Here is a 19,951-nt window from a genome sequence, read left to right as displayed (position 1 = left end):
GGTTAGTTTAAATCTAACAGAAATAGCCCGGCATTTGTCGGGCTATTTCTGTTTATAACAAGTAAAAAATGTAGATAATAGCTGCCCTTTAGCTTAAGGTTGAATTTATACTTTAGCTGTAACAAATTATTGACTGACCCTTGAATAAGACAGGATAACCATTTAACTTAATAACTATAAAAGAATGTTTTGTTTGCGCATGTTATACTGGTATTTTCTGCATGCGACAGATACAAAGAAATTGAACATGTTGCTGTTGTACACAAAGAAATCAATGCCTCTATCGAATATACCTCTCCATTACAAGTAAACATGAACAACGACGGGGAAAACGATTTAATTTTTAACAATGTACCTGTGCCTGATAGCAGAGGTGCACATAAACTGATTTTTAAAGGCCGCATGAGCACATTCAGGTCTTATTAAATATAAGTAAGTAATATCTGTTGGCAATTGTGTATCGGTACTGCAAAGTAATCAGAATGGTGAGGACTGCTGGCAGTTTATGTATAAGTATACCCCCTTTTAAACCTGCTTCTGAAACCTTAATACTGCATTTGTCGGAACTTATACGTATATTGTTAGCTTGTATGAATGACTCGCCGACGTTCTTTTTCAAAATTTAAAGGTTTTGTAATCAGTTAAGGCAGCATTCTACATAATCTGATCACAACCTCCTTTAATATGAAGCCCCAAAGTAAAATCAAATTCGTTTCAAAAGACAGAAATCTCTTTTTCGCCACACTGCGCAAAAGGGTTGACACATACTTCACGGAAAACAACATCTCGAAAAACGCTAATTCTGAGATGATCGTCAAAAGTGTGGTGCTATTAGCCTGTTACGTTGTTCCGTTTATTTACCTGTTGGCGTTTCAACCGTCTTTCCCGCTTAGCCTTATACTTTGGTTTATAATGGGCTTAGGTGTGGCTGGCATAGGCATGAGTGTGATGCATGATGCCAACCATGGCGCATATTCCAGTAACAAGCGTGTAAACTTTTTGATGGGCCATACTTTGAACCTGGTAGGAGGCTCGGCTTTTAACTGGAAATTACAGCACAACATCCTGCACCATACTTACACCAACGTAGTAGATATGGACGAGGATATTCAAGACAGGCTGGTACTAAGATTTTCGCCGCACACCAACGTGAAGTTTTACCACAAACTGCAGTGGCTGTACGCCTTCTTTTTCTACGGTTTGCTTACGCTTTACTGGGTTATCGCCAAAGACTTTGTGCAGTACTTCCTATTCATTAAAAATGGTGTTAATTCTAACTCTGACAAAGAGAATAAGAAGATGCTGCTGAAGATCATTGTCATGAAAGTTTTATACTTCCTTGTGATGCTGGTGCTGCCGGTAGTAGTGTTTGGCATACCATTTTTACATGTACTGCTAGGCTTTTTACTCATGCACTTTGTAGCGGGTATTGTACTTACGGTAGTATTCCAGCTGGCGCATACCGTAGAAGGCACTACCCACCCACGACCGGATGAGAACGGTACAATAGAGAATGATTGGGCTATACACCAGATGCATACCACTGTTAATTTTTCGCGCGATAACAGGTTTATAAACTGGTATGTAGGCGGCCTGAATTACCAGATCGAGCATCACCTGTTCCCACGTGTTTGCCACGTGCATTACCCGGCCATTTCGCATATCGTGAAGGAGACTGCAGAGGAGTTTGGTATACCTTACATGGAAAATAAAACGTTCTGGCAGGCCCTGCGCTCGCACATCAATACGCTGCGCCGCTTTGGTAAGCTGCCAAGCCTGAACGAGGCCATCGGCTAAGACTAAGATTTTAAGATTTAATGATGGGTAGGATTCTGTTAAAGGATGCTACCCATTTGATTTTGCAGGATTCGAACAGGTCGCGACCTGTCCAAATCCTGCAAATCAAATACCTAATCAAGACTTAATCTGCACCGTCTGCATCTACTCAATCCATCCTGAAAACTAAATATAGGAAGTAACCATACTTACGGCTACCTTTGTACTAGTATTATCTATACTTTAATCTTTAAAAGAACCTTTGTTCTCTTTTATAGGTTAAGGGTGGAAAGGATGAGCAAGAACACGCATGGTGTTGTACTTTCAGTTGAAAGCGCTTGTTCATCAGAGCTTACGCTGCGCCGGCGATAAATTTACTGTACGGCCAGCCTTTCATACTGAAAAATCAATTAATGACATTCGAGAATTTAAACCTGATAGAGCCGATCCTAAACGCTCTTAAAACAGAAGGATACACCAAACCAACTCCCATCCAGGCACAAGCAATCCCTTACATACTGCAGCAGCGCGACATCTTAGGATGTGCACAGACAGGTACTGGTAAAACAGCCGCTTTTTCTATTCCAATTTTGCAGTTGTTGCACGCGCAGCCTCAGAACGGACCAAAGAAAATTAAGGCGCTTGTACTTACGCCTACCCGCGAACTGGCTATACAGATCGGGGACAGCATGAAAGCCTATGGTAAGAACACAGGCCTGAAACATACCGTTATTTTTGGTGGTGTGCCGCAGCGTCCACAAACTGATGCGCTTAGAGCCGGAATAGACATACTGGTGGCAACACCGGGCCGTTTACTTGACTTGATGGCGCAGAAGTATATCAACCTGAGTCACCTGCAAATGTTCGTACTCGATGAGGCGGACCGTATGCTGGACATGGGTTTTGTGCACGACGTGAAAAAGGTGCTGAAGGTAATACCTGAGAAAAGACAGTCATTGTTCTTCTCGGCTACTATGGCCCCTGAGATTATGAAGCTTGCCGATACCATTCTGGTAGATCCTGCTAAAGTAGAGGTAACGCCTGTTTCGTCTACGGCCAACACCATTCAGCAGAAAGTATACTACGTTAAGAAATCAGACAAGAAGAACCTGCTGATACACCTGCTAAAGGATGGTGAAATTGATCGCGCACTTGTATTTACCCGCACCAAGCACGGTGCTGACAGAGTAGCCCGTGACATGACCAAAGCTGGCGTGCAGGCAGAAGCTATACACGGCAACAAGTCGCAGAATGCAAGAGTACGTGCTTTGGATAACTTTAAAAAGAGCCAGACACGTGTGTTGGTAGCTACTGATATTGCCGCCCGCGGTATTGACGTGGACGACCTGAGCCATGTAATAAACTACGAACTGCCAAACGAGCCTGAAACGTATGTGCACCGCATTGGCCGTACAGGCCGTGCCGGAGCCAACGGTACTGCGCTTTCTTTCTGCGATGCAGAGGAAACTACTTACCTGGTAAGCATACAAAAGCTGATCTCAAAATCGGTGCCTGTGGTGGATAACCACCCTTACCCGATGACGGCCAAAGACTTTGCCGAAGCAGCTAGTACTGTTAAAGAGAAAAAACGCAGTGGCGGCAACGGTGGCAGAAGCCGCTGGGGCAATAAGCCATCTGGCGGCGGTAATGCTGGAGGTAACTCTGGCAGCGCAAACGCTAACAGACCAGCCGGCGGACCACGCAACGGAGGTGGTAACAACAGCAGTAGCAGAAGCCAAAATGGTGACGGAAACCGTCGCTGGAGCAACAATAAGCCAAAAGCCAACGCATAGTTTGCTTAAAGTATAAAGTATAAAACCCTGCTGGTATTAATCAGCAGGGTTTTTTGTTTGTCTGAATCAGGATTAGTAGGATTTGAAATGATGAACAGGATTGAACAAGCATTGACCTCACAGCGTCTTTCAGACCTGTGAGCGTCTTGTTAGCTACGAAGCAAAGGCCATTGGTACAGATACTCACAGGTTTTTAAAACGCTGTGAGGTCTTTTGAGCAACTGCTTTAAAAGATAAGAGACGCAGAATATTGCGTCTCTACATTTCTGATGATAGCTAAAGCTACCTGTAATCTTGTTTTTTATCTCTGTACCTGTCGTGGCGCTTTTTGTCTTTCTTTTTGTCTTTTTTACGGCCGATGGCACCACCTGCTACCGTACCGGCAGCGGCACCAACCACAGCGCCCTCAGTACCACCAACAGCTGCACCGGCAGCAGTACCAGCAGCGCCGCCTATGGCAGCGCCTTTTGCTTTTCGGCTCCAGCCTTCTCCTGTACAACTACCTAGTAGAAATACAGTTAATAACACAAATATAGATGCTCTTAAGTTTTTCATGGTTTTAAATATGTACTACATGTAGTACGTTTGTAAGTTGCTGTTGTTAAGCGTGTTAATGATTATTTTTTGGATAATAGAATATCTGAATTACAACCATACAGGAAGATTGGGCTTTTTTACAGTGCAATTGGCTATAGTAAAGGCTGCTAAAATGTTACAATGCCAGGAGGCAGCATCAGTTAAAGTAATTGCCTAACTTGCATCCTCAAATTTTCCTGCATTCGAGCAACGCTCCGCGTCTGATCTAAGGGGGACAATTCAGTTTTTCGAAGTATACTTACATTACATGTCAGGCATAGAAATTACACCCTGCACCATAGCAGACCTTTATACTTTACAGGATATCGCCATTAACTCCTACGGCGACCATTATTTATACTTGTGGCACGACGGCGGCATGTGGTACATTGACAGGTGTTTTAGCGATGCAGCCCTTAAAAAAGAACTCAAAGATCCAAATGCAGCTTTCTTCCTGATACATGCGCAGGAGCAATTGGTGGGTTTCCTGAAACTGAATATCAACGCAGAATTTGAAAATTATACCGCAGAGGAGGCGTTAGAGCTGGAACGGATTTACCTGCTTAAAAGCGCCTCCGGACAGGGTATAGGCAGAGCAGTAGTAAACTTTACAAAGGCGTATGCCCAAAGCCTGAACAAAAAAGTTATCTGGTTAAAAGCCATGGATAGCAGCAAATCAGTAGACTTCTACGAGCAGAATGGGTTTGAGAAATGCGGTACCTATACCCTGGATTTCGAGGTAATGAAGGAAGAATACCGCGGCATGTACGTAATGAGGCTGGAGCTGTAAATAACAGCTGAAAAGAAACAATTAAATACATATTGATGTTGGTACATTGTTATCTTTGTGTCTGGTTTCCCTAGCCTGAAAGAACTAAAAATAGTTAAGGCAGTAAAATTGGGAGTAGCAGGAGGCATAGAAGTTAAAGTCGCAGACCAGAATTTCTGACCGGTCTGCTTTTTTGTTTTGTATGGCTACTTGTGTGGTTAAAGAATAATGGATAAAAAACAGCAGAACGTAATCATACTTATACTTGGCGCACTTGCTGCGCTGGGGCCTTTTGCGATAGACATGTACTTGCCTGGTTTCCCGGCCATAGCTAAAGACCTGAATACCGACATCTCGCATGTTGCCCTTTCGCTTACAAGCTACTTTATAGGTATTTCGGTGGGGCAGCTTATCTATGGGCCACTGGTAGATAGGTTTGGACGTAAGAAACCTTTGTTAGTGGGGCTTACCTTGTTTATTGTTGCCGCTATTGGTTGTGCCTTTGCACCTACTGTGGAGTGGCTTATTGCATTGCGTTTGTTGCTGGCGTTAGGCGGCTGTGTGGGTATGGTAGCCAGCAGAGCTGTTGTGCGTGATGTGTTCCCTGTAAAAGATATCCCGAAGGTATTTTCGATGCTGATGCTGGTGATGGGCGTAGCGCCAATTATTGCGCCAACAATTGGTGGCCTTGTAACAGCACACTTAGGCTGGCGCTATATTTTTGCGGTATTGTCAGCCATCGGTTTGGCAGTAATGCTTTTGATCATTTTCCTGCTGCCCGAAAGCAAAGGCCCGGACCCAACCTTATCACTTAAACCAAAGTACGTGCTCGCTGACTTTTTTAGCGTACTGAAAAACCCCGTGTTTTTAACATATGCCTTTGCAGCCAGCACAGCACAAGCCGGTTTGTTTGCCTATATTACAGGTTCTCCTTTTGTGTTTATGGAAATATTCGGCCTCTCGGAAACTCATTACGGGTGGGTGTTTGGTATGAACGCTTTTGGTTTTATTGCCGGCAGCCAGTTCAATAACCTGATGCTCCGTAAAAGAACTTCGGCACAGATAACGCTTGGTACCGGCGTGATCCAGTTTATGGCTGGTACGCTGTTGCTGCTGGGCAATTACTTTGGGTATCTGAATCCGGAAGGCTCCCTTATACTTATCTTTTGTTACCTTTTCTGTCTGGGGGTGTTGTCTCCGAATGCCTCGGCGCTGGCACTGGCACCTTTTGCCCGTAATGCAGGTAGTGCCTCTGCACTGATGGGGAGTGCGCAAATGGCTATAGGTGCGATTGCCTCTGTTATTATCAGCGCGTTGCATAATGGCACCGCAATCCCGATGATGGGTGTTATGGCAGGCGCAACGATAATAAGCGTTAGCCTGCTTTTGGGCTTCCGAAGCTACTCCAGGAGAACATTAGCAATAACTCCGCGGGACCAGGTTTAAAGAGCCAGTTATTTATACTTTGTAAGAAGATTTGGTTTAAATAGCAGGAAAGCACGTAGGGAATTCTAATGTTCTTCACAGTACGCGTTGCTTCTGGAGCTGTTGATAAAACACAAGCAACTCAAAGTATAAAACATACATTGATAGACCATACGTGAACCAAACTTTAGACATACTGATAGTAGGAGGCGGACCAATTGGCTTAGCCTGTGGCATAGAAGCGAAGAAGGCAGGGCTTAGCTATATAATTGTGGAGAAAGGCTGCCTTGTAAACTCACTGTTTAACTATCCGCTCCACATGACTTTCTTCTCTACAGCCGACAGGCTTGAGATTGGTGGCTATCCTTTTCCATCTATACATCCAAAGCCCAACCGCATGGAGGCGCTGGAGTATTACCGGCGTGTGGCTGATGTAAGTGAGCTGGAAATCCGGTTGTTTGAGGAGGTGCAAAGTATAAAACCAGATGTGAACGAAGAATATAATGTAAGTACCAGCAAAGGGAAGTATAAAGCACGGCACATTATTATAGCCACCGGCTTTTACGATATCCCCAACCTGCTGAACATCCCCGGCGAAGACCTGCCAAAAGTAAAACATTACTATTATGACCCGCACTTTTTCTACAAGCAAAAGGTACTGGTGGTGGGAGCCAATAACTCCGCTGCCGATGTGGCCCTGGAAACCTGGCGCAGAGGAGCGGAGGTAACCATGGTGGTGCGTGAATCAGAGCTGCAAAGTATAAAATACTGGGTAAAACCGGACTTGCAAAACCGCATTGATGAGGGCTCTATCAAAGCATACTTCAACTCAACTTTAACCGAAATACGCGAACCGGAGGTAGACTTGCTTACACCCCAAGGCAAGGTAACTATTGAGAACGACTATGTAATGGCCATGACGGGGTACCAACCAAACTTTGCTTTCCTGGAGAAGATCGGTGTCGAGCTTTCCCACGACGAGAAACGCCACCCAACGCATAACCCCGAAACCATGGAAACTAATATGCCGCGCATGTACCTGGCCGGAGTAGTATGCGGTGGCATGGATACAAGGGTGTGGTTTATTGAAAACTCTCGGATACACGCTGTAAAAACTATAGCGCATATTCTGGAGCAACAAAAGGTTAATGCCTAAGCCTGCTTTGCAGGCAGCGGCTGTTTTGTTCGGCTTACAAGGTATACTCCTGCAAATATGAGTAACGCGTACAGCGCCTTCTCCAATGTGAAAACATCTTTGCCTATCCCTACTGCTATAAGTATGGCCATAACAGGCTGCAGGTAAATATAAGCACCCACCAGTGAGGGATTGGCATAGCGCAGCGCCCAGGTATTTAACAGGTAAGCAATGATAGTAACCGCAAAAATCATAAAAATTATAGCCAGCCAGATAGATACCGGAAAACTGCCGTAGTCGGGAGTAAGCAGTTGATTAAAGCCAAAAGGCACCACCAGCACAGCCCCAACTGTAAAAATGCGGCTCACAATGGTGATGGCTTTATACTTCTGCATCAGCGGTTTTACCAGCACTAAGTATAAACCAAACGAGGTTGCATTCATGATGATCAGCAAGTCACCCCAGATGTTACCTGTTGTAGCTTCGCTGCGTGAATTGTAAATTAGCAGCAGAGCCCCGGAACAAGCTATAAAAATACCTGCTACTTTACGTTTGCCCACACGCTCTTTTAAAAGTATAGCCGAGAACAGGAGCACCACTACTGGTACAATCACCATTAGTAAAGCCGCGTTAATAGGAGCCGTAAGGTTTAGTCCGGCAAAAAAGCAGAGTTGGTTTACGGCCACGCCTGTTATGCCGCAAAGTATAACGCGCAGGTTATCAGCCTTACCCACAATCTTCTCCTTCGTCACCATTCTCGAGAAAACCCCGAAAAAGAGCGCCGCCGACACTACCCGAATCACAATCAACCCAAAAGGCCCTACGTAGGCAGGCATTACTTCTTTGGCTATGCTATAGTTACTGCCGTAGATCAATGCTACCAGAAACAAGGCCCCATGCACCTGTACCTGTCTGTTCATGGTGCAAAGGTACGTGCTTATTTGCTTAGCTCCGTATAAGGATGAGAACAAAAAAACAGACAGCAGTATATGGATTTTTTACAAAAGATGCCGATTACGGTAAGAAGGGCAATAGAGGTAATGGGCCTTTTCTTTCTGGGCTGGATAATTGTGTTGGGCAATGGGGTGTTAGCGCCTATACTTATGGCTTTTTTCATTAGTATTATGTTGCTGCCGCTCTACCGTTTCTTCCGGAAGTATAAATTTCCGGAGATGCTGGCCATTTCAATAAGCTTACTAGTGCTACTGATAATCGGTGGATTGATCATATGGTTTTTCTCTTACCAAATCAGCATGCTGGTTCAGGACTTTCCGGTTATTCAGAAAAACGTGATGCGTCACCTGAGCGCCCTCAGTGCATGGGTAGAGCGTCATTCTCCTTTTTCTACAGCAGAGCAGATGGAGCTAATCCGGACACGAAGCAGTGGGCTTCTGAATTATGCAGGTAACTTTTTAAGCGGCGCGGCACTGTCGGTAACTTCTGTATTTGTATTTGTGGCCTTGCTGCCTATTTACATTTTCCTGATGCTGTTCTACAGAAACCTGTTGCTGCGTTTCGTCTTTTTATGGTTCCCGGAAGAGATGCATGCAAGAGTAGGGGATGTATTACGGGAGATGCAGGTAATCATCAAAAGCTACTTGTTTGGATTACTTATCCAGGTAAGTTACATGACGGTTTTACTCGGGGGGATTTTACTGATCATAGGTATTAAACACGCCATACTTATCGGGTTGATCTTTGCTTTCCTGAATTTGATACCCTACGTGGGAGCCTTACTGGGAAATATTATTGGTGTGTTGCTGACGCTGGCCTCATCCTCGGAACTATGGCCGATTTTTGCAGTGCTCGGCACCATTGCTGTAGTTCAGTTTCTGGATAATAATATCCTGATGCCGCGCATCGTAGGCTCCAAAGTGAAGATAAATGCCATGGCTACGATTGTGGGCGTACTCATAGGTGGCGAGATTGCCGGTATTGCCGGTATGTTCCTTTCACTCCCTATCATCGCTGTACTCAAGATCATTTTCGACCGCAGCCACACGTTCAGGCAGTGGGGTGTTTTATTTGGCGACGAACGCCCTGATAGAAGCCCTATGAAAGACCCGGCCCTGCGAGATAAAAGCGAAGCAGTACATAAAGAGTTGAAGCGAGAAAACAAGATTGAGCCGCCACATGAAGATGAGTAATGGGTGGAGGCTTTGAGGAAGTATAGCAGCAGACACACAAATGGAATATTGACAATGGACTTTGTAACAAAAGATTTTTCAGAACATTTCTTCCTAATTCTCTTTGTCCTTTTTCAAATGGTCCTTTGTCAGAACTTATTTTTACCTGCTGATGACCGAAGCAGGCTTTTCCTCTCATTTTAGTATCTTTGTTAAGAACCGTTTCCGGAGAAAGTATAGAGCAGATGAACCACCCGAACATACCTTTGGCCGAACGCATGCGGCCGCACAATTTAGACCAATATTACGGACAAAAGCACCTGGTAGGCCCGACAGGAATTCTGCGCCGCTACATAGAAAGTGGTGTTATTCCTAGTATGATCTTGTGGGGACCTCCGGGAGTAGGCAAAACCACGTTGGCTAACATCATTGCCAACCAAATGAAAGTGCCCTTTGTGGCCTTAAGTGCTATTAATTCAGGTGTAAAAGACATACGCGAAGTAATAGACCAGGCCAAAAAACGCCAGGGAACGGTGCTGTTCATCGACGAGATTCACCGCTTTAATAAATCGCAGCAGGATGCCTTGCTTGGTGCCGTAGAGAAAGGCACAGTTACACTGGTAGGCGCCACTACCGAGAATCCTTCCTTCGAGGTAATATCGGCGTTGCTGTCCAGGTGTCAGGTGTACATACTTAAGCACCTTACCAAAGACGAACTGATAGAACTGGTGGACAAAGCCCTGGAACAGGACGAGTGGATGCGACACCGAAATGTACGCATAGAAGAGTATGAGGCACTGCTGACCATTTCGGGAGGGGATGCCCGTAAACTGCTGAACCTGCTCGAGATAGTGGCAGAAGGTGTAAAAGCCGACGAGGTAGTAGTTACAAACGAACTGGTGAAACAGGTAGCGCAGCAGAATATTGTGATGTATGATAAGTCCGGCGAGATGCACTATGATCTGGTATCAGCTTATATTAAATCTATCCGTGGTTCTGATCCAAATGCCGCAGTGTACTGGCTTGCACGTATGATCGAGGGCGGCGAAGACCCGAAGTTTATCGCGCGCCGCCTGCTTATTGCCGCCTCTGAAGATATCGGCCTAGCAAACTCCAACGCCCTGCTGATGGCTACATCGTGTTTTCAGGCGGTGCAGATGATTGGGTACCCGGAAGCCGAGATCATACTTTCGCAGTGTACAGTGTACCTGGCCACATCTCCAAAAAGTAATGCCAGCTATAAAGCTATCAAAACAGCACGCCAACTGGTGCAGCAAACCGGAAACCTGCCAGTGCCGTTGCACATACGCAATGCGCCAACAAAGCTGATGAAGGAAATAGGCTATGGCAACGATTATAAGTATGCCCACGACTACGAAGGTAATTTTGTGCAGCAGGAGTTTATGCCACAGGAGCTAAGCAACACTGCTCTCTACAAACCCGGCAATAACGCCCGCGAACGTGATATGCTAAAGCAACTGCAAGCGCAATGGGGCAAGAAGTATAGGTATTGATTGTTAGTTGCTAATTGTTGATTGTTGTTCGGGAATGTAGTAACGCAGAATCGTTATTGGTTATTCGTTGTTCGAATGTAGAGACGCAATACTTTGCCTCTTGCTGGCTACGAAGCGGTAGGTTTCGTTATTGGTTGCTGGTTAATCGTTGTTCGACCCCGGTTTCATTATTCCCATAGCGCAAGTGTTAAACGAAGTGTCACTTGTGACGTGCAATGGCGGCAAGTCTTCAGACTTACGAAAGTACGAAGTATAGATTTATACTTTGCAGAAATTGAAAGTATGGCTCACGGAAGTTTGAAGACTTCCCTCCATTGCACGTCACAAGTCACCGCTTCGCTAAAGACTTGTGCCAGTGTAGGCCAGTGAAGTAATTTAGACGCGAAATATTTCGTCTAAATTCCCGAACAACAATCAGCAACCAGCAATCAATTAGTCTATAAAATGCGGAGGTTGGTCGAGAAGGGAAGAAGGGGTTGAACTATATGTGTTAATTTTGTTTATTGTAGTGTGAGCTTACGTATAGCTTCATATTTTGTAAAGTATAACAAACACTAAAATTATATGTTGAATTTCCTGAAATATGTGCTGGCAACCATTGTGGGCCTGCTCGTATTCGCTTTCATCAGTATGCTTATACTGATAGGAATTGTTGCCAGCGCAGCTTCCAAAGACGAAGTTGAGATAAAGGAAGGCTCTGTGCTGGAACTGAAACTGGATAAAAAGATTCTGGAGCGCGACCCGAAAAGCCCGTTTGCCGAGCTCGGATTCTCTTTTGGCTCTTTCTCCAGCTCCGACGGCCTGGACCAGATAAAAGCAGCTATCCGCAGAGCTAAGACCGACGACAACATCGAGGGTATTTTCCTGAACATGACCTTTGTGGATGCCGGTATGGGCAAGCTGGAGGAGATCCGAAATGAGCTGATTGACTTTAAGAAGTCCGGTAAATTTGTGGTTTCGTATTCTGATCTGTCTTTAGAGAAGGCTTATTATGTATCCTCAGTAGCCGACAGAATCTACCTGAACCCAATGGGAACGATAGAATTTAATGGCATGAGCTCAGAGATGTTTTTCTTTAAGCGCATGCTGGATAAACTGAACATCGAAGCCCAGATATTTAAAGTGGGAACTTACAAGAGTGCCGTAGAGCCGTTCTTCTTAGAGAAAGCCAGTGATGCCAACCGTGAGCAGCTGAACTCTTTCCTGAACTCTATTAACAACTACCAGCTGCAGAATATCGCCAAAGCCAGAAACACGGATGTAGCAGAACTGAAGAATGTACAGGACAACCTGCTGGTGCGTGACCCGGAAGATGCAAAGCGCTACAAACTGATTACACACATTGGTTACTACGATGAGGCCATCAGCTTTATGAAAGAAAAAGCCCGCAAAGAGGAGAAGGATAAGCTGGAGCTGGTGTCGCTTTCAAAGTATAAAAAAGTAAAGGATAAAGACGTAAGCACCTCTAAAAACCGTATTGCGGTTATTTATGCCGAAGGCGATATTGTGGATGGCGACGGCGACGAGGATAACATTGGTGGCCGTAAGTATGCCGATGCCCTGCGCGATGCCCGTATGGATGACAACGTAAAAGCTGTTGTGCTGCGCATCAGCTCTCCGGGTGGTAGTGCCCTTGCCTCTGATATTATGTGGCGCGAGATCCAGCTTACTAAAAAAGTAAAGCCGGTTATTGCCTCTATGTCTGATGTGGCTGCCTCTGGTGGTTACTATATGGCCATGGGTTGCGATACCATTGTGGCGCACCCGAACACGATAACGGGCAGTATTGGTGTGTTTGGCGTAATCCCGAACATACAGGGCTTCCTGAACGAGAAACTGGGCATTACCGTGGACCATGTAAGCACAGGAAAATTCTCAGAGGCGCCTACGATTACACGCCCTATGACGGCACAGGAAAAAGAGATCGTTCAGAACCAGATAGACCAGATCTACGAAACCTTCACCAGCAAAGCTGCACAGGGCCGTGGCATGACGCAGGACAAACTGAAAGAGTATGCCTCTGGCAGAGTATGGTCGGGCACTGAAGCAAAGCAGCGCAACCTGGTAGACATGCACGGCGGACTGGAAACAGCTATTGCCATTGCCGCTAAGAAAGCCGGTGTTGCCGATGATTACCGAATTAAAGAACTTCCTGCCCGCAAGTCTTTCTTCAGCGAGTTGCTGGGCGATATGGGTGCTCAGGCTAAAGAACAGTCTATCAAAGCTGAAATGGGCGAGCTTTACCCATACTATAAACTGTACAAGAAAGTAGAGAACATGAAAGGTGCACAGGCCCTCATGCCATACGAACTGAATATTCAGTAATTAAGAATGAGTGATTGAGTGAATGAACTCAATAGCTCCCTAAGTATAAAAACCGCCTTTGGGTATTTACCTGAAGGCGGTTTTGTTTTTAGGGCAACCTATTTTTTTGCAACTTGCCGGCCTATACTTTCAGGTGCGGAGAATAGCTGCTTACAAGTATAGCTTAGTAGTCAATCGCAAAGTATAAGCATAATGAAAGTCATTTTAACTAAGCGTTTGAACACGTTACTTTGCTCAGCTAAACACTAAAATTAAATTCACTCATTCACTAAATCAGTCATTCAACATTAAACATATGATGCAGTTATTACAGGAAACAACCAGCTACTTACAGCACCGCATTGGAGATTTCGCACCGGAATTTGGAATTATACTTGGCACCGGCCTGGGTGCGCTTATAAATGATGTAGAAGTGGAGCACAGCATCTCTTATGCAGAGATCCCGAACTTTCCGGTTTCTACAGTAGAGAGCCACTCCGGTAAACTTACCTTTGGTAAACTGGCTGGCAGAGCTGTGGTGGTAATGCAGGGCCGTTTTCATTATTACGAAGGATACACCATGGACCAGGTAGTGTTTCCGGTTCGTGTGATGAAATTGATGGGCGTTAAAAAGCTGTTTGTGTCAAATGCTGCGGGTGGTCTTAATCCAGCCTTTAACACCAGCGACCTGATGGTGATCACAGATCATATTAACCTGCAGCCAAGCAACCCGCTAGTAGGCAAGAACCTGGATGAGCTGGGCCCGCGCTTTCCGGATATGAGCGATGCCTATAACGAGGAAATGGTGCGCCAGGCTATGGTAATAGCCGAAGATGCAGGCTTTGACCTGAAAGAAGGCGTATATGCAAGTGTGCCAGGGCCAATGTTGGAAACACCAGCCGAGTATAAGTATATCAGTATCATCGGAGGAGATGCCGTAGGAATGTCTACTGTGCCGGAAGTAATTGCCGCGCGCCACATGGGTATGCCTGTATTTGCCGTGTCGGTAATCACCGATATGTGCACACCGGACAGAATCAAGAAAGTAGTGTTGTCGGATATACTGGTAGCTGCAGCCATCGCCGAGCCAAAAATGACCGCACTTATCAAAGAATTGGTAAGAATACAGTAAGTAATTCTGGCAAAGTACAAAAGGGCGGGGAGATATCTTCGCCCTTTTATACTTTGCCAGAAGTTGCTGAGCCAGGAAACTTAAATTTGGGAAAGTACTCTTCGTTAAAAATGTTAGCTCCTTAAATTTATTTACTTGCCAACGGTGTGGCTAAAGCACGCCTTGGTATGTTTTAGGTTGTGTTGGGCCAGGCAATTTTATTTCAACAGTGCTTCTATTTCGAGTTCAAGATTTGGTAGTTCCCGGATTACGATAGCCCATATAATATCTTAAGATACGGTATCATAGCCGTGAATTATTCTATTTCTAGTGTCTACAATTCTGCGAGCATGTGTTATCTGTATGGCAGGCTCAACTTTCAATATCCTGTTGATAGCTTCACCAATTATTTCCAGATTGCGCTCAACTGCCCTTATTGTCTTTAGGTCTTTTTGAAAGAGTAGAAAATTCTTCTGGGCGGGTAAAAACTGATTTATTTCAGAAATTGCTTTTTTGATGTCAGCCAGCCAAATGCGGATTTCACTTTCCATAAACAAGTATCTTCGTCTGATCAATCTCCTGTTTGAGAAACGGATTCCTGATTGCTTTCTGCTCTAGAAGGTCGATCTCCCTTTGGAGTATTTGTTCTAATTGAAATTTTAATGCAAAGTAATGGTCAGAGTATTCTATGGGATCATCAGAAGCAATGTCCACAACTAGATCAATATCACTGTCAGGCTTAAATCTATCCGTTGTTACAGAGCCAAATGCAAACAAAGAGCGAACACTATGCTCATCGCACAGCTTCTTAATTTGCTGTATATGATCTCTGATAGCTTTCATGGTGTCACAATTTACGCTTATTTTATTATACTGTTGTTATTGGTTTTTGTCTCGCCCAACGGACTGGTGTAGACGAAGCCAGTAACGGAGTGAAGGTTTAAGCAGCGCTGTGTTATATGCTGTTTTGCTTCTTTTCCCCAAGGGTTATAATTTGATTGAAAGTTCTAAATGTCCTTCTAAACCTAGCTCAATGATTTTTTTTAAGGTCGATAAACGCACTTCCTTGATATTATTTTCAATTTTGGAGATATAGGATTTAGAAGTACCAACTTTTGCAGCTAACTCTTCTTGAGTTAAACCTTTTTCTAATCTGGCTTCATGGATTAAGGCGCCAATTTTGAAGTTTTCATATCCTTCTTCCAGATCATCACGCTTTCGGGTTCCTACTTTACCGTAGTGCTTATCTTTGAACTGGTCGAGTGTCATGATGTTATTATTTCTCGCTTTCATACTCTCCTTTGATTTTTAATGCTCTTTCTATTTCCTTTGTCGGCGTCTTCTGGGTTTTCTTTTGAAAGCCATTAGCTAAAACCACTAATTTCCCTTCATCAAAAAAACAGAAAATCCGAAAGATATCATTTCCTTGCTGTACCCGAATCTCATAGAGACCGTGAGTATTTTCTAAATGCTTGAGATAGGCTTCAGGTATCCTTTCAAGTTCTTCAATTAAGTCAAGGGTCCAGATAATTTTATCTCTCACCTTATCCCTTTGCTTAAGAAAGAATTCTTGGAAGTACTCTTTATAGAAAATTATTCTCCGATGTTTTCCTTTATCATTCACGAAGTAAAGATATAAAAAGTTGCCCTAAAGTGAAACTTTGTTGAAATAGCAATTCATATTTTGAAATCGCATATAACGGTTTGTGCAGCCGAAGCCTTTAGCATAGCAAAGGGTTACGGCTGCACTGGGTTACGGGGTATTAATTCTTCTTTTAAAGCTCAATAGAGATTTTAACTTTTCCACCCAACCCTTTTTCAACAATATCGAATAAGGTTTTGAGCGTTAGGTTACTCCCGTCATTTTCAACTCTGGATATGTAAGTTCTTTTCTTATCAATGATTTCCCCTAACTCCTGTTGGGTAAGATGTCGAGCTTCACGGGCCTTTTTCAATTCAAGCCCGATTTTGAAAGATTCAAACTCTCTGTCAAGGTTATCACGTCTCTCTGTTCCCTTCACCCCGTATACTCTGTTCTTGATGTCTGCCCAAGAACTAACTTCTCTTTGTTTATCTTTTCCCTTCATAATATTCAGCCATTAATTGTAGTGCCTTGTCAATTTCTTTCTTTGGTGTTTTCTGTGTTTTCTTCTGAAAGCCGTTCAGCAAGATGACCAGCTTGCCTTCGTCGAAAAAACAGAACACCCGCCAAATGTTCGAAGCAAGTTGTACACGTGCTTCATATAATCCGTCTGTGCCTGTCAAGTGCTTCAGGTAATTCTGAGGCACTCGCTCAAGTGTTTCTATCGCTTCCAAAATCTTGAATATCTTGTCCTGCACCTTAACGGGCTGCTCTTTCAAGAAATCTTCAAAGTAGTTTTTGTAAGCAATGATTTCTCTGATTTTCTCCATCTGCTGTATTTTCAACAGTAAATGTAACTTAAAAGTTACTATAATCTATAAAAAAATATTGCCCTTTTATAATTCTTTATTTCCCGTAACGGTTAGTATAAAGGGCGGAGGAGGCTGGTGGCCGAGGCTGGCTTTTATATAATGTTATGGGCTTTTATAATTTCTTTATGTCAGTTAGTAAGTTTTTCATCGTATTCCATAATTTGTCTTGCGTTTCAGGTCCACTTTGATTTGTAATTATGGATACACCTAAATTATAACTAGGAATAATTAAAAAGTAGTTTTGTGTACCAAATGCGCCACCGTGAATGCTGTAGTAGATACCATCTTCAGCGTTATTCATTATTGGCCACAGATACCCCATTTTTATTCCGTTTCCAGAAAAAATTAAATGATGAGATTCTGTTGCTGCCAAATTGGTGCTATCAAGTTGAAACTTCATATAATTTACTAAATCAGAAGTGGTTGATTTTATACCACCATCTGCTCCCCATAAAGTATTTGCGAAATGAGGGACTAGTTCATTAGTTTCCCCATAGCCATTTGCTAATCTTTTTGATTCTTCTGCTGATAATTTCACTTTAGTATTTTTCATTCCAGCTGGTTTACAAATAAATTTTTGTAATAACTGGTCATAAGTCATTTTATATACTTTTTCTAAAATGTGAGCCATTACCTCTGTATCAGCATTTGAATAGTTAAAGCTAGTTCCAGGTATAGCAGCAATCTTTACAGTTTGTAAGTCACCCAAAAATTGAGTTTTACTATAGTTGTTTTCTATCTCATATATTTTAAATGGAAGTTTCTCATCAATATTATCGAAGAGAGCATCTATACTGGTTGGTAAGGACCTTGGAAGTCCAGAAGTATGAGTAATAAGGTGCTTTATTTTTATAGGACTATTATTGTATTCTAAATTCGGAAAAGCTCCCTCAAGATACATTCGAATATCATCGTCCAAATTAATTTTCTTATCGAGAATAGCTTGAGCGACCAAAGTCCCTGTGAAAGATTTGCTAACAGAAGCAATTTCATATATTGTTGCATTTGTTGGTTTATTCCCTATTCCCTTATCCAATTCTCCAAAATGCTCTGTGTAGATTTTTCCATCTTTATAAATACCAATTGAAACTGAATTTATTTTAGGATCAAGAAGCAGAGAATCGGCATTTTTTTCTATTGAAATCTTAACACTATCAATTTTGCTATTTGTAATGTTTTTTGAATGTTTATTGCAGCTTGAAATTGTAATTCCAAGAATTAAAAGTATAATCAACTTCATTTTTTTAGTTTTTTTATTGCCCATAACGTCTTGGCTAAAATGAGCCTTGGTTCTTTTTAGCTCTTGTTGAGCTAATTAGTTTTTCATTCAGAACATCAACTATGCTCTGTGCTTCCTTTTTACTTAGAGTCTGCCCAAAGACCTTGTTGTTTCCATAGTACCCGAACTGTATTTGCCCACCAGTAATCCCATACATTCTGAATATCAAAGGGGACGTTTGTTTTGTCACCACTCTAAAATTGTCTATTTGGCTTAATTCATACTTTCTTTTAGAAGTCAGGATTGTGCCAAGCTTTTGAACTGTTAGCTCCTGAGCATTTAAATCAATTCTTTCTTTTCCATTTAGGTGCCACAGGAAGTATTTGATTACAAACACTCCTGCCAGTAGAATGAGAGTTGTGAAAATAATTAGCTCACCGTCTATTTTTTCAGGATTGGTAGCTAAGCCATAAAGTATCGTCAATGTGATGCCAGCCCAAACAAGCGACCAAGCCCCTGTAAGAAATAGAATCAGGTAGTTCGCTTCTCTTTTAAGCGTTACTACAAGACTACTATGCTCACCAGAGTCTATTCTCACTTTCTCTTTTATCATTCCTATTAAGCTCAACGGCTTTGCTATGGTGCGTTTATGCACTATAGGTTTTGTTGTGGGATGTAATTATTGATAGTCTAATAAATTCTTAGAAACAATCTGACCCTTATGGTAGGTTATAACTTTTGCAGGTAGTTTGTTTTTCCCGTATTCTATTCTAAAATCATCTTCTGCTAAAATATCCCCTTTCAGCTTAGACGGGTCTACAACTTTTCTTTTTCTTCGGGTTAAATATCCATCACTATTGTACTCATAATAGATACTTTCTATTTCAGCTCCGTCCATGTCTGTATACTTTATGGAAACAGGTTTTCCCTTAGCATTGAGTGTGATGTATGAGTATCTGCTTTTCTCACCATTCTCGTCTATATCTGTAGATTTTACTAAATTCTTAGAATAGCTGTAGGTAGAAATTGTTCTGACAGCTTCTCCCTTGTTGTATATTGAATCAATAACGACAGAATTGCTTGCAAAAGCTACAGCTATGCCTTCGTATAAGTCTGTGTGCGTTTCTTTTATCTTTCTTCCCTGCTTATCATACTCATACTGATGTATAGCATCAAGAGAACCTGTGCCTTTGTAGTAAGTATACTCAGACTCTTTTGAGAGCTGATTATTGTTGTATTCCATCAAAGTAAGAAAGTAAATATCTTCACTGACGGCAGGAACATGGTCTTTTACCTTTTCATCGTATGAATAAACTTGGTTGTGATTCTTAATTGCCGTTAACTGCCCCTTTGAGTTGTAAGTGTGACTCCCAAAGTGAACCTTCTCTCCGTTCTCAAAAGATTCTATGATGGTGATTCTGCCTGAGTTATCAATGTTGTACACTGTCTTCAGTTTTAGACTATCCGTTGGTGTGGAACGCAGAGTGCTCGTAGAGACAATTTTCTTATAACCTTTCAAGTGATTTGGACTGTAATCAAAACCATTCACCTGTCCAAGACAAGTGAAGTTGACCAGTATCAGAAGAAGTACGATTAGAGTTATACTTTTCATAAATTTTTATACCCCACAACGTTTGGTCTAGATGGTGTTTCGTTGGAGGGTCGCTGTGCTCTGCGTGTACCTCCAATGGCATCTAGACATTGTTGGTCGAGGTTGTTCTCCCTTTTTCCAAGTAAGGACTGCGAGTA

20 protein-coding genes are annotated in these 19,951 nt (G+C 43.0%); 9 read left to right on the top strand and 11 right to left on the bottom strand.

Annotation, left to right across the window (positions count from 1 at the left end; all coding sequences use genetic code 11):
* Positions 1-684 precede the first annotated feature (684 nt).
* Together K0O23_RS11045 and K0O23_RS11040 are read left to right on the top strand one after the other, a co-directional pair.
* Positions 685-1,797, top strand: a complete 1,113-nt coding sequence (locus tag K0O23_RS11045) for a fatty acid desaturase family protein (RefSeq protein ID WP_219877484.1) — start codon at positions 685-687, stop codon at positions 1,795-1,797.
* Positions 1,798-2,189: 392 nt separating this feature from the next.
* Complete coding sequence (locus tag K0O23_RS11040) at positions 2,190-3,569, top strand: DEAD/DEAH box helicase (RefSeq protein ID WP_219877483.1); 1,380 nt, start codon at positions 2,190-2,192, stop codon at positions 3,567-3,569.
* Positions 3,570-3,851: 282 nt separating this feature from the next.
* Here K0O23_RS11040 and K0O23_RS11035 read toward each other — a convergent pair whose 3' ends face one another.
* Positions 3,852-4,124 (bottom strand): YMGG-like glycine zipper-containing protein, encoded by a 273-nt coding sequence (locus K0O23_RS11035; RefSeq protein WP_219877482.1) that lies wholly within the window; start codon positions 4,122-4,124, stop codon positions 3,852-3,854.
* A 289-nt stretch (positions 4,125-4,413) separates the two neighbouring features.
* On the opposite strand from K0O23_RS11035, the gene K0O23_RS11030 reads away from it, so the two are divergent.
* From K0O23_RS11030 to K0O23_RS11020, 3 genes are all read left to right on the top strand, one after another.
* Positions 4,414-4,935, top strand: coding sequence for a GNAT family N-acetyltransferase (locus tag K0O23_RS11030; protein ID WP_219877481.1), 522 nt, complete (start codon positions 4,414-4,416; stop codon positions 4,933-4,935).
* 207 nt (positions 4,936-5,142) lie between these two features.
* Positions 5,143-6,360 (top strand): multidrug effflux MFS transporter, encoded by a 1,218-nt coding sequence (locus K0O23_RS11025; RefSeq protein WP_219877480.1) that lies wholly within the window; start codon positions 5,143-5,145, stop codon positions 6,358-6,360.
* A gap of 154 nt (positions 6,361-6,514) precedes the next feature.
* Positions 6,515-7,495 (top strand): YpdA family putative bacillithiol disulfide reductase, encoded by a 981-nt coding sequence (locus K0O23_RS11020; RefSeq protein ID WP_219877479.1) that lies wholly within the window; start codon positions 6,515-6,517, stop codon positions 7,493-7,495.
* Here the strand turns inward: K0O23_RS11020 and K0O23_RS11015 are convergent.
* Positions 7,492-8,394, bottom strand: coding sequence for a DMT family transporter (locus tag K0O23_RS11015; RefSeq protein WP_219877478.1), 903 nt, complete (start codon positions 8,392-8,394; stop codon positions 7,492-7,494). The two genes, K0O23_RS11020 and K0O23_RS11015, sit on opposite strands and share 4 nt — an antisense overlap.
* A gap of 69 nt (positions 8,395-8,463) precedes the next feature.
* Between K0O23_RS11015 and K0O23_RS11010 the strand changes: the two genes are divergently transcribed.
* From K0O23_RS11010 to K0O23_RS10995, 4 genes are all read left to right on the top strand, one after another.
* The gene (locus K0O23_RS11010; protein ID WP_246597051.1) at positions 8,464-9,621 is read left to right on the top strand and encodes an AI-2E family transporter; all 1,158 of its coding nucleotides are present in this window, start codon (positions 8,464-8,466) and stop codon (positions 9,619-9,621) included.
* Positions 9,622-9,845: 224 nt separating this feature from the next.
* Complete coding sequence (locus K0O23_RS11005) at positions 9,846-11,114, top strand: replication-associated recombination protein A (protein ID WP_219877640.1); 1,269 nt, start codon at positions 9,846-9,848, stop codon at positions 11,112-11,114.
* A gap of 564 nt (positions 11,115-11,678) precedes the next feature.
* Positions 11,679-13,439: a signal peptide peptidase SppA gene (gene sppA, locus K0O23_RS11000; RefSeq protein ID WP_219877477.1), complete on the top strand. Its 1,761-nt coding sequence runs from the start codon at positions 11,679-11,681 to the stop codon at positions 13,437-13,439.
* 295 nt (positions 13,440-13,734) lie between these two features.
* Complete coding sequence (locus K0O23_RS10995; RefSeq protein WP_219877476.1) at positions 13,735-14,550, top strand: purine-nucleoside phosphorylase; 816 nt, start codon at positions 13,735-13,737, stop codon at positions 14,548-14,550.
* Positions 14,551-14,819: 269 nt separating this feature from the next.
* Here K0O23_RS10995 and K0O23_RS10990 read toward each other — a convergent pair whose 3' ends face one another.
* The 9 genes from K0O23_RS10990 to K0O23_RS10950 all read right to left on the bottom strand — a co-directional run bounded on the left by K0O23_RS10990 (position 14,820) and on the right by K0O23_RS10950 (position 19,814).
* A complete protein-coding gene (locus K0O23_RS10990; protein WP_219877475.1) occupies positions 14,820-15,080 on the bottom strand; it encodes a HepT-like ribonuclease domain-containing protein in 261 nt (86 codons plus the stop codon).
* Positions 15,070-15,372 (bottom strand): nucleotidyltransferase family protein, encoded by a 303-nt coding sequence (locus K0O23_RS10985; protein ID WP_219877474.1) that lies wholly within the window; start codon positions 15,370-15,372, stop codon positions 15,070-15,072. Before K0O23_RS10985 ends, K0O23_RS10990 begins: the two co-directional genes overlap by 11 nt.
* A 144-nt stretch (positions 15,373-15,516) precedes the next feature.
* Positions 15,517-15,822 (bottom strand): helix-turn-helix domain-containing protein, encoded by a 306-nt coding sequence (locus tag K0O23_RS10980; protein WP_219877473.1) that lies wholly within the window; start codon positions 15,820-15,822, stop codon positions 15,517-15,519.
* The gene (locus K0O23_RS10975) at positions 15,806-16,072 is read right to left on the bottom strand and encodes a type II toxin-antitoxin system RelE/ParE family toxin (RefSeq protein ID WP_317195685.1); all 267 of its coding nucleotides are present in this window, start codon (positions 16,070-16,072) and stop codon (positions 15,806-15,808) included. Before K0O23_RS10975 ends, K0O23_RS10980 begins: the two co-directional genes overlap by 17 nt.
* Before the next feature lie 232 nt (positions 16,073-16,304).
* On the bottom strand, positions 16,305-16,616 hold the full coding sequence (locus K0O23_RS10970; protein WP_046313797.1) for a helix-turn-helix domain-containing protein: 312 nt from the start codon (positions 16,614-16,616) through the stop codon (positions 16,305-16,307).
* Entirely contained in the window at positions 16,600-16,941 is a 342-nt protein-coding gene (locus K0O23_RS10965) for a type II toxin-antitoxin system RelE/ParE family toxin (RefSeq protein WP_219877471.1), read from the bottom strand. The genes K0O23_RS10970 and K0O23_RS10965 overlap by 17 nt, the downstream gene beginning before the upstream one ends.
* Positions 16,942-17,095: 154 nt before the next feature.
* On the bottom strand, positions 17,096-18,247 hold the full coding sequence (locus K0O23_RS10960) for a serine hydrolase domain-containing protein (protein WP_219877470.1): 1,152 nt from the start codon (positions 18,245-18,247) through the stop codon (positions 17,096-17,098).
* Between the two features lie 10 nt (positions 18,248-18,257).
* Entirely contained in the window at positions 18,258-18,815 is a 558-nt protein-coding gene (locus tag K0O23_RS10955; RefSeq protein ID WP_219877469.1) for a hypothetical protein, read from the bottom strand.
* A 66-nt stretch (positions 18,816-18,881) separates the two neighbouring features.
* Positions 18,882-19,814: a hypothetical protein gene (locus K0O23_RS10950; RefSeq protein WP_219877468.1), complete on the bottom strand. Its 933-nt coding sequence runs from the start codon at positions 19,812-19,814 to the stop codon at positions 18,882-18,884.
* Positions 19,815-19,951: the final 137 nt, after the last annotated feature.

This window comes from Pontibacter aydingkolensis (genome assembly GCF_019443125.1).
In the GTDB taxonomy this organism is placed as follows: domain Bacteria; phylum Bacteroidota; class Bacteroidia; order Cytophagales; family Hymenobacteraceae; genus Pontibacter; species Pontibacter aydingkolensis.
The sequence above is the reverse complement of the archived record's forward strand: the minus strand, read 5'-3'. Positions and strand labels throughout refer to the sequence as shown.

Bases quoted from the DNA above. Each gene is read 5' to 3' on its own strand.
- K0O23_RS11030 (WP_219877481.1), top strand. From the start codon at position 4,414: ATGTCAGGCATAGAAATTACACCCTGCACCATAGCAGACCTTTATACT.
- K0O23_RS11025 (WP_219877480.1), top strand. From the start codon at position 5,143: ATGGATAAAAAACAGCAGAACGTAATCATACTTATACTTGGCGCACTT.
- K0O23_RS10950 (WP_219877468.1), bottom strand. From the start codon at position 19,814: ATGAAAAGTATAACTCTAATCGTACTTCTTCTGATACTGGTCAACTTC.
- K0O23_RS11015 (WP_219877478.1), bottom strand. From the start codon at position 8,394: ATGAACAGACAGGTACAGGTGCATGGGGCCTTGTTTCTGGTAGCATTG.
- K0O23_RS10990 (WP_219877475.1), bottom strand. From the start codon at position 15,080: ATGGAAAGTGAAATCCGCATTTGGCTGGCTGACATCAAAAAAGCAATT.
- K0O23_RS10955 (WP_219877469.1), bottom strand. From the start codon at position 18,815: ATGATAAAAGAGAAAGTGAGAATAGACTCTGGTGAGCATAGTAGTCTT.
- K0O23_RS11010 (WP_246597051.1), top strand. From the start codon at position 8,464: ATGGATTTTTTACAAAAGATGCCGATTACGGTAAGAAGGGCAATAGAG.
- K0O23_RS10980 (WP_219877473.1), bottom strand. From the start codon at position 15,822: ATGAAAGCGAGAAATAATAACATCATGACACTCGACCAGTTCAAAGAT.
- K0O23_RS11040 (WP_219877483.1), top strand. From the start codon at position 2,190: ATGACATTCGAGAATTTAAACCTGATAGAGCCGATCCTAAACGCTCTT.
- K0O23_RS10985 (WP_219877474.1), bottom strand. From the start codon at position 15,372: ATGAAAGCTATCAGAGATCATATACAGCAAATTAAGAAGCTGTGCGAT.
- K0O23_RS10995 (WP_219877476.1), top strand. From the start codon at position 13,735: ATGATGCAGTTATTACAGGAAACAACCAGCTACTTACAGCACCGCATT.
- K0O23_RS11035 (WP_219877482.1), bottom strand. From the start codon at position 4,124: ATGAAAAACTTAAGAGCATCTATATTTGTGTTATTAACTGTATTTCTA.
- K0O23_RS10965 (WP_219877471.1), bottom strand. From the start codon at position 16,941: ATGGAGAAAATCAGAGAAATCATTGCTTACAAAAACTACTTTGAAGAT.
- K0O23_RS10960 (WP_219877470.1), bottom strand. From the start codon at position 18,247: ATGGGCAATAAAAAAACTAAAAAAATGAAGTTGATTATACTTTTAATT.
- K0O23_RS11045 (WP_219877484.1), top strand. From the start codon at position 685: ATGAAGCCCCAAAGTAAAATCAAATTCGTTTCAAAAGACAGAAATCTC.
- K0O23_RS10970 (WP_046313797.1), bottom strand. From the start codon at position 16,616: ATGAAGGGAAAAGATAAACAAAGAGAAGTTAGTTCTTGGGCAGACATC.
- K0O23_RS11005 (WP_219877640.1), top strand. From the start codon at position 9,846: ATGAACCACCCGAACATACCTTTGGCCGAACGCATGCGGCCGCACAAT.
- sppA (WP_219877477.1), top strand. From the start codon at position 11,679: ATGTTGAATTTCCTGAAATATGTGCTGGCAACCATTGTGGGCCTGCTC.